This is a genomic window from Legionella bozemanae (assembly GCF_900450575.1).
Taxonomy (GTDB): Bacteria; Pseudomonadota; Gammaproteobacteria; order Legionellales; family Legionellaceae; genus Legionella; species Legionella bozemanae.
Genome location: NZ_UGGY01000001.1, coordinates 442176 through 462845 on the forward strand (window position 1 = coordinate 442176; position 20670 = coordinate 462845).

Consider the following 20670-nt stretch of genomic DNA (forward strand, 5'->3'; position numbering starts at 1 on the left):
CAAATCCAATCGTCCTGCAGAAGTCAACATAAGACAGCCTGAGCTATTACTGTAAAGGAGTAAAATGTGTGTCGAGTGTCTCATTTATACCTAGGGCTTTTTTCATTCTTTATCGCTTCTCCAGTTTTGGCAACATCCGATTTTAACCTGCCTTTTGTCAATTCAGCGGGTTTGGGTGTTGCTTATGCTGATTGGGCAGCGGCTGCCAGTGATGCAAGTACGGCTTATACAAATCCAGCAGGCCTTGTTAAACTGCCTCATCAACAAATAGTGGGTAATGCATTAGGCATCATAGGCACTGCTCGATTCACAGGCTCTGCAGTTACCCCAACCTTTCCCTTTCCGTTTCCTGTTACACAGTCTGGAGAAGCACATAGCCAAATCAAGGCCTTTTTGCCTTCATTTTATTATTCAGCCCCTCTTACTCGACGCGTTGCTTTTGGTTTTAATTTGACAACTCCGTTTGGATTAGGCACAAATTATGGTTCTACACGGTCATCCATTGCTCGTTATGCTTCAACACGTTCTCAAGTTGTGGGTATTGATATAGGTCCAAGTTTGGGTGTGAAAATAACAGACCGTTTTTCTCTAGGTGCGGGATTTGATGCACTGCATTTGGCATTTACACTGAATAATATGTATGGCCCGCCTGTTTCTTTTCCCTTAGACTCAAGACTCGAAAATCATTTAAGTGGCTGGGGATACGGCGGTCATGGCGGCATTTTATTTGATTTTTCACCAGAAACTCGGGTTGGAGTGAGTTATTATTCTAAAATCTCGCTGACGACTAGAGGCCATAGCACCGTACATACGCCTGCGATAGGGCCCATGGTAGCAATCTTTAGAACCAATCAACAAGAAACAAAAGCGGCTTTGCCGGCCCGAGTCCAACTGAGTTTACAACATGATTTCACCAAACGCTGGACAGGAGTTGGCACAGTTTTTTACACCAATTGGAGAACATTTAATCAAATCACGATGGAAAATACGGAAACTCCTACTGGAGAAACGCGTTCAGTAACGATTCCTTTTAATTACCACAACTGTTTTGATTATGCAGTTGGTGCTACCTTTAAGGCAACTGAAAAAATATTATTCCGCGGCGGTATTCAATTCATGAGCACTCCTTCTAATGATCGTGATCGTGGTATTGCCGATCCTGTAGGGAGTGCGACTATTGTGGCAGTGGGAGCGCATTATCAACAAAATGCAAATTTAGGCTACGATGTGGGGGTTGGCCATTCGTTCTTTAACCAAATGCCGGTAAATCTAATTACCCCTTTGACCTCACTTAAAGGGCATACCAATACACAAACCACAGCGATTGGCGGACAAATTAACTGGAGCTTTGCATAACAAGCGTACGAGATTTTATTACCATAACTTGTTCTATGGAAATACCGGATTCGAATATTAATCGTTTAATAAAAAGGGGTTTATATTTGAGATTGTGAAGGATGTGGCAAGAAAAAGTCCCGTATTACGTTTCGCTAATACGGGCTACGCTTGACGGTCAGGGGTCAGACAGCGATGAAAGTTTTTTTTACATCACTGTTGGCTATAGAATAAATTTTGTGAGCATATCTCAGTTTTTATACATGGTATCCAGAGAGAATTAGATCTCAGATTCTGCAGTACTAAAACGCAGAAGTTTCTCAGTAATTTTTTGGATTACTTTTGAGCGTATTTCTTTTTCTCTTATAAAAAGATGCCCACTATTAAATTGATGAAATTCACAATGTCCTAATGAATGAGCGGACCATCCTAAATGATCTTCTGGAGAGACCCAGGTATCTTCTGTGCCTAAAAACACGGTAATACTTACTTTTAAAGGGGATTCATCCTGATAAGCATAGCTTTTTACAATGTTCATATCACCGATAAAAATCGGTAATAAGACTTTGATAATACTTTTGTTCATTCGTTCATCGCTGTAATCGACAATGCCGTTTTCTTTAAATACTATGGATAAAGCCGTTAATTGTTCATCGTCTAACCCACTGATTCGCTCTGCGTTTAAATCAAATAAGTTGATATTCATTTGGCGCAGTTTTGCCAAGAGATTATCCAAGCTTTTAGAGGGGATACGTGGGTCAGGATAGGCTGATGCAAAAAGATGGGCAGGTTGTGGCAAATTATGACGACGTAAATAGCGACTCAGTTCAAATCCAATAAGCGAACCAAAACTATGACCAAAAAAAGCAAAAGGTAAGTTGAATTGAGGTTTAAGTTGATTCGCCAATATTGAAACCAAAGTCTCAAGGTCAGCAAGAGGTTGCTCTTCCATCCGATTTTCCCTACCTGGTAATTGGATGGGGCATACTTCAATGAAATCAGGAAATTCCTGTTGCCATTCGCGATAAATTGAAGCGCCGCCACCGCCATAAGGAAAGCAAAATAAACGTACTTGCGCATTCTTCTGTATTGTTCGATTAGCGACCCAGAGAGTGGAGCTCTTTGGGGACTCTACTTCAGAGGAGAATTGCTTCGTCGATACAGTACTCGAATCCTTATGCGGCTGTGGGTACACTCTGGTGCTGTACTCTGTAGCGAGTTTCCGAAGAGGTCTATCAAAATGAGATTGTGGTTCAGGTGAGTCTTGTTGGGGACCTGGCCATTGGCTTGCTAATACATACTCAACAATCTCATGAATGGATGGACCTTGCATCATTAAGGGCAGAGAATAAGTAATACCTAAGTTAGTTTCTATGATTCGGATGACAGCAAGTGCCATGAGTGAGTCCATTCCCAGTTCATGTAGGGATTGGAATGGTTTGATGTCGTCTTGCGGCATTGAAAAGATAATCGCAAATTGCTCGGTTAAGTACTGAGTCAATTTGTTTTGACACACTTCATAAGGCAATGAGAAATCGAGTTGGAACTGGGATTGAATCTCCATAATTTGGTTAATTTGCAGCGTATCATTGAGCACGGTCATGCGCAGATCATGACATGCAGCGATCAAAGCATGATTTTTATCCAGCAAGTACCAGTCAGCAATGATGTATTTCCCTTCTGGATGCAGTTCTTTTAATACTGTGTAAATATATTTCTGATCTTCTAATGAGCCATAAAACTCAAGAGTTCCCATATGTGATGCAATATAGGGTTTGGTGAATTGCTTAGGCAATAATAAAAAGAGGGTCTGAATACAGGCATCAATAATGCCTGGATGCATCTGGGTAATAAATTGCTTCCCACGTTCTGAGGGCTTGGGTTCGCGTAACTCACAAAACAGTTCATCCTTATTGGCCCAATATTGATGCGCCCAACGAATGGTATCACCGGCGGGCATGCCCATACCTGTTATTCGGTTATAAAACGTTTCCGTAGTCCCTGAGATGGGGAGTCGCTGCAGGAGTTCGTACTTGGGTTCAAGTTGATTGAAGGAGGGTGAGCTATTCAGGGTTAAAATACCGTTTGCATGCTCTATCCAGGATTCGTTGCCATCATTGCTGTAAAAACGACATGATAATATGCCTTCTTCACCTGTTTGGATGATAAGTTGTACCAAAATCGTTTTCCCATCCAGAACTAATATGGGTGATAAATAATTGAGGTTTTGCACTGTAAAAGAAGCTTTTTGCGATAATTGCTTTGTTGCATACGCTAACATTTCCAGATAATAACCCGCATGTAACACATAAAAGGTATCCTGAACCTCAGGCATTACTTTAGTATCAAAGACAAATTCAAACTGTCGAGCTGGTAAAGGTGAAACAAGAATTTTGCCTCGCATCGGATAGGTTGTATTGATGCTTTCATTAAGACCTTGCTCTAAGGTTGGCCAATATGTTTTATGTTGCCATGGATAAAACGGCATATCCAGAGGTGCATAAGAACGATTTTCTTCATATTTTTTCCAATCAATCTGCGCATGGGACACATAGTTCTTCGCTAAAGCATGCAAATCCAGCGTGGAAAACTCAGATATTGGGATTGGTGTAGGAGATTTTTTTTGCTCGTGATTGATAAACACAAACTCATTTGGGACATCTGGACTTGTACGCAACGCAGCCAGCTTTTGGTAAAGATCAGTAACTGAATCCGTGATGATTGCTAGGCGTTGTGCATAATGAGAGCGCCTGATATGGAGGTTATAGCAAAGCTGTGCCAAATTTGTTTCCGGATTATTCTTTAAATAATCACACCAGCGCTCAATTAAAGCAAATAATGCAGATTTTTCTTTTGCGGAAAGAGTAAACAGTTCTTTATTCCTGGGGATTTTATCGGTAAAAATGGGTTCTTCATTTGAAGAAAGCTCGCGTAATACAAGATGTGCATTTGCACCACCAAAACCAAAGCCACTTACTCCAGCAATACCGACATCGCTGTATCTGGGTAATTGTTCTGGTTGCTTGGGAATCTGCAAAGAATAGCGTTCAAACGGAATATGGGGATTGGCCTGGTTAAAATTAAGATGTGGAGGAATTAAACCATTTTTTAAGACTAAAGCCGTTTTAATCACACTGATAATGCCCGCAGCAGGCTCCAAATGACCCATGTTGGTTTTAACAGAGCTAATCCAACATGGCTTATCAGTACCGCGATTTTTGCCGATTACTTCTCCTAAGGCTTGAACTTCAATCGGATCGCCAAGGAACGTGCCTGTTCCATGGCATTCGATATAGGAAACATGGGCAGGATCTGTTTTGGCTGTTCGATAAGCCGCTCTCAATAATTGCTCTTGCTGCAAACCATTAGGCGCTGTTAAGCCGTTTGTTTTGCCATCTTGATTTACTGCACTGCCAGTGAGTACTGCATAGACTTTGTCTTTATCCTGTAATGCCTTGGCTAGCGGTTTCAAAATAATGGCGCCTGCTCCTTCCCCTTGCACGTAACCATCTGCTTTGGCATCAAAAGTATGGCATTGTCCGGTAGGGGAAAGCATGCTTGCTTTGGCTAAAACCGAATGAATGGAAGGCAATAAATTGATATTTACTGCACTGACTAAGGCGGTATCACATAATTTTGCATGCAGGTTTAAACACGCTAATTGAATGGCGATGAGCGAAGACGAACATGCAGTATCTAATACCAGACTGGGGCCGCGCAAATCGAATAAATACGACAAACGGTTTGCTGCCATGCTGATGGCGCTCCCTGTAGGAATAAACAAGGCATCCATATCTGAATCCAGTTTTTGCAGATGGCTGAACTGACTGGCATACACACTGGAAAAAACACCCATATTAGAACCTGCTAAGGCATCAACAGTCAAACCCGCATCTTCAAATGATTCATAGGATACCTCCAATAGGATGCGTTGTTGCGGATCCATTCGCATGGCTTCGCGTGGGCTAATGCCAAAAAAATACGCATCAAACGCGTTAATCTGGGGTAAATAGCCTCCCCAATAAGCCAAATTGGCATCACGTTGAGCCATTTCGCGGGTGCCTTTCAACAGCTCCCAGCGTGTGTCAGGAATTGGTGAAATGACATTTTTGCCCTGGCATAATAAATCCCAAAATTCTTGCGGATTATTGGCTTCGGGCAAACGACAACTCATCCCAATAATTGCAACGGGGGTAAATAATTTTTCATTCTGTTCTTGCAAAAGCTTTTTGAGCTTTTGGATCATCAACAATGATTTTTTTAAAGTTGTTGTATCATTCATAAGTCAGCTCTAATTCTTTTAATTCCAATTCAAGCAGTTCATTGAGTTGGCCGTCATTTAATTGATCCAGATCAAGAGTTCCTTCTGCACTAAAAAGTGGTGCAGGTTCTGGTTCGCAGTTGATTTGCACGCGCTGTAGGATGTAATCAGTTAATTGATTTAAAGTGGGATAGCGATATAAATCCATCGGTGCGACTACATCAGGGAAATGCTTACCCAGTTGTTCGGTATAATCGATACCCGTAATGGAGTCCATTCCATAGTGTTGGAAGGGTGTTTCGCGGTCAATTTCAGTGGCTTCCAATCCTAATACCGAGGCAAAGCAATGTAAGACTAATGCAGTAATTTCTTCCTGGTTTAATGAGGAAACAACTGCTGCTTGGACGCTTGCAGCATGTTCGGCAACAAAATGGGTAAAGAAATCAAGTTGCTTGGCTGTTGCATTAACGTGTAAAAATTTTTTCCATTGAATGTTACATACTGTAATCTCAGCTGGGTTGAGTCTTAGCAAGGTATTAAATAAAGCGATTCCTTCTTTAATACTTAGAGAGGCCATCCCAACAGCATCTAAAAATGCATCATGACTGTGTCTATGGCTCATTCCTTTTTCTGACCAAGCTACCCAGTTAATACTTGATGCAGGTAACTGCATACTACGGCGATATAAGGCAAGGCCGCTCATAAATTCATTCGCCACTGCATAAGCACTAAGTCCTGCCATCCCAAAATGAGGAACTGCCGCGATGGAAGAAAACAATACAAAAGAAGACAATGGGGCTTGCAAAAAGAGTTCATGCAATACCATCGAGCCTTGTATTTTTACGCGTAATACATCACGCCATAATGCTTCATCCATATCAGCGATCGTGACATTATCCGTAGTGATTCCAGCTAAGTGAAAAACCCCATCAATAGATTGTTGCCACGCTTGTTCAGCGCCCATGATTACTTGGCGCATTTGTTCTTTATCAGCCACATCAACTGCAGCGTAGCGAACTTGTGCACCTTGGGCTTCTAGCTTTTTGAGCAAGATATTTTTTTCAGGCGTTTGTAGCGAGAGTTCTGTCGTACCGGTAAGTAAAATAAAACGTGTCCCTTGCGCTACAATAAATTCTGCGACTTCATAGCCTAAAGCGCCTAAACCACCGGTAATTAATGCAGCTGCGGGAGCTTTCCAGACAGGAAGTACTTTATCGTTTTGTGACCGTTCATGAAGAAGGAAGCGAATGGTATACCTTTCGGAGGCACGGTAGGCAATATGATTTTGTTTGCTTTGGTATAATCCTAACTCCTTAATCAGGATCTTGACATTTTGTTCTATGTTTTCATTCGCATCCAAATCAAGCAATAAAGCCTGGTATTTTGCTTGTTCGGCGGCAAAAATACGGGTCATGGACCAGAGATGATGTTGCCAGATATTAATGGTATCTGCGGAGGTAACGTGCTGCGCCGATTGCGATGTAAGACAAAAGGTTAATTGATGCGGCCAAGAATGCTGTACCATTGCTTGAAATAAATAGAGTAATGCCAGACTTGGATCGGCATGGTTTTCTTCATTTGAATCATCTATAGAGCATAACTGCTCGCATGCCCCTACGTCCCGCGGCTTGCCCGCGGGAGCCAACGATGCTATGGAATTTCTGGATCCCGCGGACAAGCCGCGGGACATAGTACGAGAGTGGGTAGTTACTGCGGAACATAAATAAATGACACCTATTAAATTGTCTTTGTGTTGCGCATGAAGTGTTGCAAAAAGCTGCTCATAATCTGCTTTTTGTGCGGCATTGATGGTGTACTCATAAGTATCAATTGAGGCAAATTGATTGCGGGCAAAACAATAAATACCCGCTTGTTCCCCAAGTTCTTGTTTTAATACAGGGACTGCCTCCGGTTCACAGAATATAAGCCATTTCCCTTTAGACCTCATTCCAAACTCTACTGCGGAGGTGAATTGCTTCGTCGATGCGGTGCTCGAATCCTCATGTACTGGCGTGTATACCCCGGTTCTGTGCTCCGTGTCGCCTCGCACTTCACTTCCCTCAGCGAGTTTGGAAAGAGGTCTAATTAATGCAGGCGGAGCCATTTGCGGATTTTTCTCCCACTGAGTGAGGTAGAGCCAATCTTGGATATCGACCAGCTCTGTATTGGCAACAGGAGGTTGAATTGCTGGTTGCAGCGTTGTCTGAGTTATAGGAGGTGTTTCTACCTCTTTTGTAGGTATCCAGCAGCGTCGTTTCGTAAATGGATAAGTAGGTAAAGAGATAAGGTTGGGTATTTGTTGGTATAATCGTTCCCAATCAACCTTTACCCCATTAATCCAATGCTGAACTAGTTCTTCATAGCGCTCAGTGCTGATTAATTCTTCCACGTGGGGGACTATTGGGTGGTTACTGTGCGCATTATGATTTACCCAGGTATTTGCTCCCTTGTCATGCGGATAATTTGCCAGGGCAGTAAGCAATTCATCTGTATTTGTTACGACTACCGCAAATCGCGCTGCCATGTGCTCTCGCCCTGTTTGTAAGGTAAAGCATGCATCTCTGAGCCACTCTTTATTTTGTGTATGGCTATTTTGTTGCACATAACGCTGCATTTGCTGTATTTGTATTGCCAAACGTTCTTCATTTAATGCAGATAATAAGAAAATATATGGGCTATTTACTGTACTTTGAGGTTTTATTGAGGGAACGTATTCTTCAATAATCATATGCACGTTGGCGCCGCCTGCACCAAAGGAGCTCACCCCAGCACGGCGCGGCGAATTATTCTCGGGTTGCCAATCGCTCAGTTCTTGCTGAACATAGAACGGTGAGTTTTGAAAATCAATAAAGGGGTTTAATTGCGTGCTATGCAATGTCGGCACTAATTGTTGGTGACGCATTTGTAAAAGTACCTTGGCCAATTGCGATATGCCTGCTGCAGACTCCAGGTGTCCAATATTGGATTTGACGGAACCAATCGCACAAAATTGCTTGTCTTCGGTATAGTGTTCAAAAGCATCTTGTAAGCCGCGAATTTCTATGGGATCACCCAATGCGGTTCCTGTGCCATGCGCTTCGATATAAGATATTGTTCGTGCGTCAATATTGGCATTTTTTAAAGCTTGGAGAATTACAGCAGCCTGGGCATTAGGGTTAGGAACAGTGTAGCCGCTGGTTTTGCCTCCATGATTCATGCTGCTTCCTTTGATTACCCCATAAATCCTATCATTATCGGCAATTGCAGTAGCCAAAGGTTTTAATAATACTGCGCCAACCCCTTCTGCCGGCACATAACCTGTTCCACCTTCAGCAAAACTCGCACAACGTCCTTGTTCCGACATAAAGTTAAAACTGCCCAGGAAGTGATACTTACTGGGGTGTAATGACAAATTAACGCCCCCAGCAATCGCCATCGCACAATCACCACGCAAGAGGCTTTCACAGGCTAAATGAATTGCTGCCAAAGAGGAAGAGCACGCTGTATCGACAACAAAGCTTGGACCATTTACATCAAGGAAGTAAGAAATCCGGTTTGCGACTGAAAACGATTGCACATCCAGCGGCACCCGGTTTCCTTTTTGCCACTCTTCGGCGATAAATAATGGGTAAAAATTATAAGTCACCCCAGCAAAGACACCGACTGAATTTTGGGCTTTACGTTTTAATTTGTCACGGGTGTAGCCCGCGTCTTCCAGGGTGGACCATACGGACTGCATGAACAAGCGTTCCTGCGGATCCATAAGTCCTGCATCGCGGGGTGAAATATTAAAGAACAGTGGATCAAATTTATCGACATCGGGAATAAAACCCCCATAAGGGAAATAGTGTTCTTTGCCTCCAATCGCTACAGGGTACTCTTTATAATTCCAGCGATCAGCAGGAACTTCACTGACACAGTCGCGTCCTGAACTTAAGTTTTGCCAAAACTCATCCATGGAGTTGGCCATAGGAAAGATACCGCTTAAACCGATAATGGCTATATCACGAGATGAATGACTTACTTTGGGCGTAGGGGCCATGGGTTTAACTATTTCCATTTCAAGAGGTGTTGCTACTGGCATGATGTTGCCTGCGAACACCAGGGTGGATAATTTTTCTTTATAATTTTTGAGCAAATAGTTGGCTAAATCGTTTAGTCGATTGCGTTCGTAGAGTAAGGTTTTAGGTAAGCTGCCAAAATCTTTTTCCAAGCGATTGGTAATTGCCAAGCCAATCAAGGAGTCTACTCCAAAAACCTCATAAGTTTCATCTGCTTGAATGAGTTCGGGAGAGGTATGTAATTGTTCTGCGAATATCTGCTGTAAATACATCAGGGTGTGTTGATAATTTATTGGAGAACTCACGTCTCGCACCTTGTGCGTGGGTTCCGTGGATGCCGTGGACAAACCACGGCACGGTGAGATCATAGAGGTTTGTGGCGTAGGCATGAAATTGAATTCCAAATCATACCAGTAACGCTGTTTGATAAATGGATAAGCAGGTAAAGAGCCCAAACGGTGTATCTTTTCTCCGAGATATACCTGTTGCCAGTCAATGACATAATGTTTCGTATATAAATCTGCCAGAATAAATAATTTATGACGATATTGCTCTGAATTTTCTGGTTGAACTAAGGCTTTAATTGCTGCCTGATACACTTCATCAAATACCGGCCCCTGGATCGTCCAGGTTTGCCCTTCATTCATCATGCAATACTCGGGAATTTCATGGTTGACTAATAAAGTCAACGCATTCACTAACGCATCAAGAGAATCTACTACTAGGGCACAGCGGTAAATAAAATGCGCTCGACCCGCATTGAGCGTAAAACTCAGTGCAGGCAGGGAAACGGTTTCTTTATTTTGATTCAGCCATTGCTGCAGATCCACTATTTTTTGCTGCATGCTTTCCTGCTGTTTGGCAGAAAGCGTGATTAAATAGTAGGGTTTTGCTTGCCGGTTTTCTGTCTTTTCCTGATGGGGGCGGCCTTCCTCAAGCACAATATGGGCATTGGTTCCACCAAAGCCAAATGAGCTGACTCCAGCACGCAATGGAATCTCATTGCCAGCTTCATTTTTGATGCGCTGCCAGGTTTGGGTTTCTTTGGGAATATAAAACGGTGTACCGGTTAAATTGATGTAGGGATTTAATTCATGCAAATGCAAAATACCCGGGAGGGTTTCATGAGTCATGGCCAAAATCAGCTTAATCACTCCTGCAATTCCTGATGCTGGTTCTAAATGACCGATATTCGTTTTTACAGAACCTAAGGCAATCGAGTTTTGCTTGGCGCCGGACGACAGTAACGTCGCAAATGCACGTTTTAAACCTTCAATTTCAACAGGGTCACCTAAGGCAGTACCTGTACCATGAGTTTCAATATAAGTTACCGTACCAGGGTCGAAATGGGCTTGGGTATAGGCACGAATCAATAGCTCGCTTTGTGCCGCTGCATTGGGTGCAGTCAAAGATTGCGCCTTACCGCCATGATTTACTGCAGAGGCTTTAATGACTCCATAGATATGATCTCCGTCTTCTTGTGCTTGCTTTAAAGGTTTCAGTAAAAGACCGGCTACACCTTCTCCTTTAACATAGCCGTCTGCGGTTTTAGCAAAAGTTTTGCAACGACCCTCTGCGGACAAGGCTCCCAGTTGGCTGGTGACTACTAGAGTATCAGGACTCAATATAAGGCTCACGCCGCCTGCAATAGCTAAATCGCATTCGCCATGACGAATTGCTTGTACTGCACGGTGGATTGCAACTAATGAGCTTGAGCATGCTGTATCAATGGCTTCACTTGGGCCTTGAAAATTGAAAAAGTAGGAAACACGATTGGCAATCATGCTATGTGAATTACCCGTAGCGATAAAGCCATGGTGTTCTTTTTGTTGTTTGGCAATTAATGTCTGATATTCGCTAAACTCAACGCCGGCAAAAACACCAATGTTCTGTGAGGATAATGCAAAGGGATCATAGCCTGCATCTTCAATGGTTTTCCATACAATTTCCAAAAAGAGTCGTTGTTGCGGATCCATAAGATTTGCTTCGCGGGCGGAAATATTAAAAAATCCTGCATCAAATTGATCGAAATTGTTGATAAAAGCGCCCCATTTGGAGTTACTTTGATGTGCTTGATTTCCGTAATAATCACGCCAGTCCCAGCGTTCTATAGGGATCTCGGTCACTAAATCATCACCTTGGAGCAAATGGTGCCAAAATGCTGCAAGATCATCGGATTGCGGAAAAAGCCCATGCATGCCAATAATGGCAATTGATTGGGCTCCATCAGTTGCTATGTGCCTAGGCTTGACCGCAGGAACATGAGTTGGCAGTTGCGCTGCTGCCTGATGTGTTTTGGCTACAGTTTCTGGAAATTGGTTCATTAGGTATTGACTGATTGCGCGCACGCTACTGTGCGTAAAAAAGACGGCAGGGGTAAACTCGATTTGGTAGTGTTCGCTGATCTTTTTAGCCAATTCAATAAAATGCACTGAATCCATCCCATATTCACCAAGATTTTTTTCTGGTGCAATTCGGTGTTGGTTCATTTTCAATATTTGGACGACTTGCCGAGTAAGAAACGAGCTTATCTTGTCGATAAGTGCATTGTGCATTAATGGCAAATGGGTTTGCCTTTCTTGAGTTGAACTGCATTGGTTCACATCAGAGTACCAGTAACGTTCCTTGGCAAAAGGATAAGTAGGCAAGGATATTTTTTTCTTGGATTCATCTGCATGGATTTGCTTCCAATCCAGATCCTGGCCTTCTACATAGAGTTTTGCCAGAGCCAGTAATGCTTCTTTATATTGAGAAAGCTGAGACAATTGATGCATCAGAAGCGGCAATAGAGTGGGTGTGGTTTCAGGCGTGTTTGCTCCATTAGACCTCACTCCAAACTCTACTGAGGAGGTGAATTGTTTCGTCGATGCGGTGCTCGAATCCTCATATACTTGCATGTACACTCCGGTTCTGTGCTCCGCGTCTCCTCGTACTTCACTCTCCTCAGCGAGTTTGGAACGAGGTCTAATTATTTGGAGAAACAACTGGGCAGGCTGTTGTTGTGCTTTAAATTGTTGGATGAAGCGGATTGCCTCCTCCAGCGAACTGACTACCATAGCACAACGACAATCAAAATGAGTTCTGCCTGCATTTAATGTGTAACTGACTTGTTCCAGTTCTGCGGATGGATTGTTTCCCAACCAATCCAATAAATCATCCAGACGTTGATTTAATGCAAGTTCGGTCTTGGCAGAAATTGTGAGCAAATAATGTGATTTGCTTCTTGTCGGTGCCGGCAATACTTCCGGTGCTTCAGATAAAATCAGATGGGCATTAGCACCTCCTGCCCCAAAAGAGCTGATTCCGGCAATGCGCGGGGCATTGGCTAATGGTCGTTGCCATTCACTGACAGTTTGCTGCACGCGAAATGGTGTGGTGGACCAATTGATGTTGCTATTTAATGGTTCAGAAAAAAGCGAGGGAACCAGGGTATGATGTTGCAATTGCAAGACCACTTTGGTGACGGCAGCAATCCCTGCAGCAGATTCACAATGACCAATATTGGATTTTACTGAACCAATAGCACAATATTGTGGCATTTTTCTTTGGCCAAATACCTTATTTAGCCCGGCAATTTCAATGGGATCGCCGAGGGATGTTCCAGTGCCGTGCGCTTCAATATAGCTGACTTGTGCTGGGTCAATGTCGGCTTTTTGGTAGGTTTCAGCAAGCAAGTCTGCTTGTGCATTAGGATTAGGCACGGTGTAACCGTTTGTTTTTCCACCATGATTGAGGTGGCTGCCTTTAATCACTGCATAAATAAGGTCGCCATCTGCAAGTGCTTTATCTAGGGGTTTTAACAGGATTGCACCAACAGCTTCGCCCGGCACATAGCCATCCCCACCCTCACCAAAACTGCGACAATGCCCATCACGTGCTAAAAATTTTCCATGGCTTAGTAAGAGGTATTTATTGGGATGCAGGGATAGGTTTACTCCTCCAGCAAGGGCCATCTCGCATTCGCCTTCATGAATGCTTTGGCATGCTAAATGGATTGCTGTAAGCGAAGAAGAACACATCGTATCCAGTGCGATACTCGGACCATGAAAATCAAAAAAGTAGGAAACTCGATTGGCAATTGAAGCAAATAACGAGTTTGTTGGGATAAATTGACCGGAATCAGAGGGTTCGCTATCAAACAACTGATACTGTCCATACATGACTCCGACATACACACCAACTTTTTTCCCCACTAATGCGTCACGCGCATATCCGGCATCTTCTATAGTTTTCCATGCGGTTTCTAAAAACAATCGCTCCTGGGGATCCATTAATGCGGCTTCACGTGGTGAAATATTAAAAAAGAGGGGATCAAATTGATCTACATCCGTTAAAAAGCCACCCCATTTACTGTACGTTTTACCCGGATGATTCACATCAAAATAGTCCGCTAATGCCCATCGCTCCTTGGGAATTTCGCGAATACAGTCTTTGCCTGCATACAGATTGTGCCAAAATTCGGTTAAATCTTTCGCTTCAGGATAACGCCCGCTAATCCCAATAATGGCGATAGGCTTTTTCGAAAACGCTACTTCAGAGGCGAATTGCTTCGCCGATACGATGTGCGAATCCTTATGGGATTGCATGTACATTCCGGTTCTGTACTCTGTGTTTCCTCGCTCTTCGCTCTCTGTAGCGAGTTTCTGAAGAAGTCTAATATCCTGTGATTTTGTCGTATTTTTTGTAAAATCAAGACATCTGGGTGCTGTCATTGAGTTAAGGAGTTGTGTCATTCCCGCGTGGGTGGGCGTCTTTTCCTGAATTGGCATTGGAGTTTGATTCGTGTTAGATCTCCGGTTGTGCGAGGATGCCATTTCCGCATTAGATAAACGCTGAATTAATTCATCTGCCTCATGTTTCATGAAGTATTCAGCTAAATCAACCAAGTTTTGATATTCAAAAAATAATGTTTTGGGTAGTTCCCTGAATTCATTGGCCAAACGCTGATTCAGTTGAATGATCATCAACGAATCAATGCCATAATGTTCAAAAGGCAAATTCCTATCGATTTGCTCTGGCAAACACTTTAAAGTTTCAGCCAGTATTTTTCTTAAAAAATCCTCGGTTTGTTCCTGTAAATTGGGGTTGATCTCCTGGGGCTGAGTGGCTAGTGTTTGTTTCAGTACAGAGTTATTTTGTAAGGCGTTGATGAGTTTTTGTTGATAGCCTGGAAGAACAATACAATTTGGGAGATTGTTCTGTAATGCCTGCAAGAATGCGATGAACCCCTGTTGTGTAGATAAGCTTAAGATGCCTATGGTTTTTTCAAGTTCTTGTTGGTATTCAGGAGCAATATGTAATCCCCCTTCTTCCCAAAGTGGCCAGTTAATCGAAACAGTATATCCGGAACAATGGCCAAGTCTTCTTTGCTGTTCCCGTTCGTGAGCAAATTCATCTAGAAAACAATTGGCATAGGCATAATCACTTTGCCCTGCATTGCCAAACACGGCTGCTACAGATGAAAACAGCACAAAGAAATCTAAAGATTCTTTCAGTGTTGCGGCATGCAGATTGCTGGCGCCATAAATTTTAGGTTCTAAAACTTTTGCTATTTCGGGGACTGTTTTATTCACAACAAACTCATCATGGGTAAGGCCCGCAGCATGAATAATACCGTTAATTGTGCCAAAATGTTCTTTAGTGTTTTGAATAAGAGCCTGGACTTCCTCGTAAGATGATATATCAGCGGGTACATAAACTACCGAGGCATTTTGCTTTTCCAGCTCTGCAATTCGGTTTTGGTAGTGAGCAGACATAGGGGCGCGACCGGTTAATACGATTTTGGCCTGATAATGTTCTGCTAAATATCTTGCGAACAAATAACCTAGTCTTCCCATTCCGCCAGTAATTAAATAAACCCCTGACTTTTTGAGAGTTGGTGTAACCGTTAGGGGTGGAGTAAAGGCTTCGTAACGTCGAATATAACGGTGATTCTGTTTATCGTATCGAACTTCAATTTCATTTTGGGTTAATTCCTGGGCAAGTAGACTCAGATCATGCAATTCAATAAAACGACATGAAATGTTGGATTGTTCTTGATGCAGGCTTTTTGCAAATCCAACTAAAGCACGTGAAAAAAGAGAAGGTTCTTTACCGATACAAATTAATTGGACTGGTTTTTTAGGTTTTAATTTACTGATCTGGGTTACTAACGTATGAACCAGGTAATAGGTTTGCTCCAAGTTTTTTTGGATCTCTTTAAGCGAAAAGAGAGGGTCATTGAATTCTTCCAGAGCAATAATAATGTAGTCGCTCAATGAGGCTAGAGAAAGATGGGCGGCCTGGGAATCCTGTATTCGTTGACACGATGTAGTATGCTCAGCAAATTGTGTTTTTATCAATCGTACTGACTGTTCATTATTTCCTAGAATCAGTATGGAATCTGGATGTTTTTTTGTTACCGAATGCAAAGGTTGGGCAACCCATACAGGAGAATAGTGGGCGACAGTTGCCTCCGGTTTAGTGGAGTCATGTACTGCACTTAAGGTAAATCCTGTAATAACCAACAAGAGTGTCCCTTTGGCATCGGTGACTTGAATATTAAAAACGGGCATATGCTGATTATCTACAGAAGAAACCAGATTGGCATATACGTAACAGGTATTTGGTAAAGGCTTATAAATATCCACTTGGGTAATAGAAAAAGGCAGATAAAGCACTTCACGATTTTTAAGCAAAGCCTGGGTTGTTTGTAACATTCCATCGAACAAACAAGGATGTACTATAAATTCACCATTCCTGCTGGACAAAGAGGAAGGCAGGGTTAGTTCTGCCAAGAGATTCGTCTCATTAAAATGGAGGGTCTGAATGACACGGAAGCTCGGGCCATAGCTTATGCCTGCATTCTCAAAATAAGTATAAATGGTATCGGGATCTTGAGTATGGGGTAATGCTAATTTTAATTCCTCAATGTTCAGGCTGGTATGAGGCACATCAGGAGAGTTATCCGGATAATGCATATTTCCGCTAGCATAATGAATCATTTCCTCTTTGTCAGTGATTGTAAATGAGACTCCATCAGTTTCAGGAATTATGCGGACATACAGTAGCTTGGACCAGTCCGAGGTTTTTATTGGCTTTTTCCAGATGATTTTGCTTAAAGAGGTTAGTTGCTGATTACCTAAAGCCAAACTGGCGGCAACCTGAGCCATTTCCAAGCATACGGCGCCAGGCAATACGGGTTCATCATGTACTCGATGCTCTCGCAAATAAAATTCATCTCCTGAAAATTGTTCACTAAAAATAGATGGGGAACAGGCAGAGCTCTTTTCGTCTTTGAAAAGAGCTCTTTTTTTGCTCGCTACCCAATGAGATTCTTTGGCAAATGGATAAGTAGGAAGTGAGATTTTCTCTTGATAATCCCCATAGATTGTATGCCAGTCAATCGATTTGCCCTGCAGGTAATTTCTGCGTACCTGATGTAAGGCAGCATTATCATGATTTGTACTGGATGATTCTTCCATAAATATGTGACGCTCTAGATCCTCACTGGATAAACTAGATCGCAATTGCTCTTTTAATTCGGCGACTGTTTTCACGATGACACAAAAGCGTTTGGCAAAATGTTGTCTGCCTGCATTTAAGGTATAACTGAGTGAAGCCAGGCTAGCTAAATCCTGTTGCTGATCCAGCCAGTTGAGCAAATCAGCAATCCGCTGCTGCAAAGCGGTCATTGTCATCGCTGATAAACAAATCAGATAAGAGAAATGATTAGGGGATGGGGCGTGTGTGCGTTCTGGACTTTCCTCAAGGATAATATGAGCGTTTGCACCACCAAAGCCAAATGAACTTACTCCCGCTCTTCTGGGAGTATCTGCTGTTTTCGGCCATTTAGTTGTTTTATTAAGGAGATAAAATGGGCTGTCTTCGATTTCAATATAAGGATTTAATTCATGGAAATGCAAATTCGCGGGTAATATCTCATGGCGCATAGCAAGCAAGGTTTTAATAATCCCTGCAATACCTGCTGCAGACTCCAAATGGCCAATATTAGTTTTTACGGCTCCTAATCCACAATACTGTTTTGGCAAGGCTTCCAGCTGCTGCTCTAATGCCAGGTGTTGAAATGCTTTTTTTAAGCCATTAATTTCGATGGGATCCCCTAGTGGCGTTCCGGTTCCATGGGTCTCGATATATTGAATGCTGTCGATGGGTATTTGAGCGCGTTGACATGCAGAAATGATTGCTTCTGCTTGAGCATTGGGATTGGGTGCAGTAAGCGTATTAACATGCCCGCCATGATTCACTGCTGTTCCTTTGATTATCCCATAGATGTGATCGCCATCGTGCAACGCCTGGGTTAATTTTTTCAATAGAATGGCACCTGCACCTTCACCGCGAACGTATCCATTGGCGTTTTTATCAAATGTTTTGCAACGCCCATCGTCACTTAACATGCCCGCTTGATTCGCTGCAATAAAGGATGTGGGGGTGATTAACGTATTTACCCCTCCTGCAAGTGCAAGCTCACAATCACCTTGCAAAATCGCATGGACTGCCTGGTGAACAGCAACCAGAGAGCTGGAGCATGCCGTATCAATTGTTTCACTCGGTCCGCGCAAGTTTAAAAGGTAGGATATACGATTAGCAATCATACTATTCATGGTGCCCGTAGTAAGATAGGCATCCATTACCTCATTTTTTTGCAACAACTCGGCATAATCATGGTTAAATACACCGACAAACAAGCCTGTTTTCAATGCAGCAAGAGTGGATGGGGCGTACCCTGCATCTTCAATTGTTTTCCAAACAGTTTGTAAAAATAATCGTTGTTGGGGATCAATTAATTCTGCTTCGCGAGCTGAGATATTAAAGAACGTTGCATCAAATTGATCGATATGATCAATAAAACCACCCCAGCGTACGGTTAAATCTTGCCAGTTCCAGCGTGATAAAGGTACTTCACTGATACAATCTTTTCCCTGCAATAAATTATCCCAAAAGGTATCTATATCGGGTGCTTGCGGGAAAATGCCGCTCATTCCAATAATGGCGATGTCGTTTGTTTCCTTAATAGGGTATTTTGCCTCCTCCGCTACAGACTTCCCGGTTTTTTTATCTAATAAATCCGTATAAAATTCTGCTAAAGTAGTATATTCATACAAAGCTGCGGGGGATAATGAGAGCTGGTAGGTCTCGTTAAGTAGGGCTGTAAGCTGAATGATATTAATTGAATCAAAGGAGTATCGGCTCAGAGGTGCACCCAAGTCGATTTCTTTTTCATCTATTTTCAATACATTGGCTATCAGAGTCGTAAATTGATGTTCCTTGTCACGGGTTGCATGCTGATTTCCCGTGAGCTTTTCTGGTGAGTCTTGGGTTAATATGGCAAGGTTTTGCTCATTGAATAATCGTTGCGCTTTTTTCCGTTGCAGTTTGCCGCTACCTGTTTTGGGAATTGCTCCTTGAGGGCTTAACACGACTTCATGAACTTCCACACCATGATGTTTGGTAATGGCATGACGAATCGCATTCTTGATTTTAGGCCATAGTGATGCAGGGGTTTCTTCAGACAGTTCCTGCACAATAATAATTTTTTCTTTACCCCCATTTTCTGTAGAAAAGGCGACTTGAGGGAGTTTGATCTGGAGTTTGGAAAGGGCATTGGCGACGGTGATTTCCAAATCCAGTGGATAATATTTTTTTCCATAAATAACAATGACTTCTTTTAATCTTCCAGTTAAATAAATTTCATTATCCAGGATAAATCCAAGATCCCCGGTTTTAAAATAGCGGAGATCGCTGCCAGGTATCGTTGCATTGAATACTGCTTGGGTTTCATCGGGTCGTCGCCAATAACCAAGGGCCAATGATTTGCCGGATAACCAAATTTCACCAGTTGCCCCAGCAGCAACGGGCTGTTTTGTTTCTGGATTAACAACGATTGCCTGCAATCCCCTTAATAATTTACCACTGCTGACCAATCGTCGTTGTAGGGGATTCGCATCATCTTGGAGGGATAAAAAATGCGGTTCACTATCAAAAGATGTTACTGCGATTGCGCCGGATAATTCAGACATACCGTATGCGGAACAAAATTGTTTTAATTGAAAACCACAGGCTTGGAATTTGGAAACGAAATCCATAAGCGTTTGGTGTTGAACACTATCTCCGCCATTGATTGCTACTTTCCAGTGTTTTAAATTAAGCCCCGCACGCTCTGCATCTTTAATGTCGCGTACACACACATCGTAACCAAAATTAGGACAACCACTGTGTGTTACACGATATGTTGAAATAGCAGATAACCAGCTAATAGGTCTGTTGATGAATGCAGCTGGAGGTACAATAAAAGCGGGGGTTCCGTGGTAAAGCGGTACCAATATGCCGCATACTAACCCATATACATGGGTATGGGGAGCCCAGGTCAAGGTCACACTCTTCTTGGTGTAATGCCAAACCTTTATGGTTTCTTGCAAACTATGCTGCAAGTTTCCATGGGTGATAATTGCTGCTTTAGGAGCGGAAGTTGAGCCTGAGGTATATTGCAAATAGGCTATGGTGTCCTTATTAATGGGAATTGATTGGAAATTTGAAGTTGATTGGGTCTTGAGCACATCAGTAGCCAATATCAGTGCTTTTCTTTTCAGGATTGATTCAATGCGTGAATGGTACAAAGACAAGCTTAAAACGGCAGCAATATCGGCATCTTCAGCAATGGCATTCAGGAATGCCTCATGTTTCAAAAAGTCATCAATTTTAGGGCAAGGTATTGGCACGGCGATCACGCCAGCATACCAACATCCCAGCAAACTCGTTATAAACTCGACTCCCGTTGGATAAAGAAGAATGACGCGATTACCACTTATTTGATGAGTTTGTAAATGGGCCGCAATAATTTTTGCTTGCTGATCCAATTCAGCTAAAGTAAGTTCTGCGGTTTTGTGCTCCCCGTCTTCCAAATAGCAAATGGCTTTTTGATGAGGATGTTTTTGCGCCCTATTTTGTACTACATGAACAATATTTTGCATGAGCAACTTCCGTTTGCTAAGTCAATCACTTAATTTGCATCATGCTATCAATACTCACGGATAA

The 20670-nt window shown here is 42.6% G+C and carries 3 protein-coding genes; 1 reads left to right on the plus strand and 2 read right to left on the minus strand.

Features of this window, described 5'->3' with window-relative positions; all coding sequences use genetic code 11:
• Positions 1–66: 66 nt before the first annotated feature.
• Positions 67–1356: an OmpP1/FadL family transporter gene (locus tag DY223_RS02045; RefSeq protein WP_058458086.1), complete on the plus strand. Its 1290-nt coding sequence runs from the start codon at positions 67–69 to the stop codon at positions 1354–1356.
• 259 nt (positions 1357–1615) lie between these two features.
• Here the strand turns inward: DY223_RS02045 and DY223_RS02055 are convergent, their stop codons facing one another.
• A complete protein-coding gene (locus tag DY223_RS02055) occupies positions 1616–5617 on the minus strand; it encodes a beta-ketoacyl synthase N-terminal-like domain-containing protein (protein ID WP_058458087.1) in 4002 nt (1333 codons plus the stop codon).
• Positions 5610–20606, minus strand: a complete 14997-nt coding sequence (locus DY223_RS19365; protein WP_064115054.1) for an SDR family NAD(P)-dependent oxidoreductase — start codon at positions 20604–20606, stop codon at positions 5610–5612. Before DY223_RS19365 ends, DY223_RS02055 begins: the two co-directional genes overlap by 8 nt.
• Positions 20607–20670: the final 64 nt, after the last annotated feature.

Bases quoted from the DNA above. Each gene is read 5' to 3' on its own strand.
- DY223_RS02055 (WP_058458087.1), bottom strand. From the start codon at position 5,617: ATGAATGATACAACAACTTTAAAAAAATCATTGTTGATGATCCAAAAG.
- DY223_RS19365 (WP_064115054.1), bottom strand. From the start codon at position 20,606: ATGCAAAATATTGTTCATGTAGTACAAAATAGGGCGCAAAAACATCCT.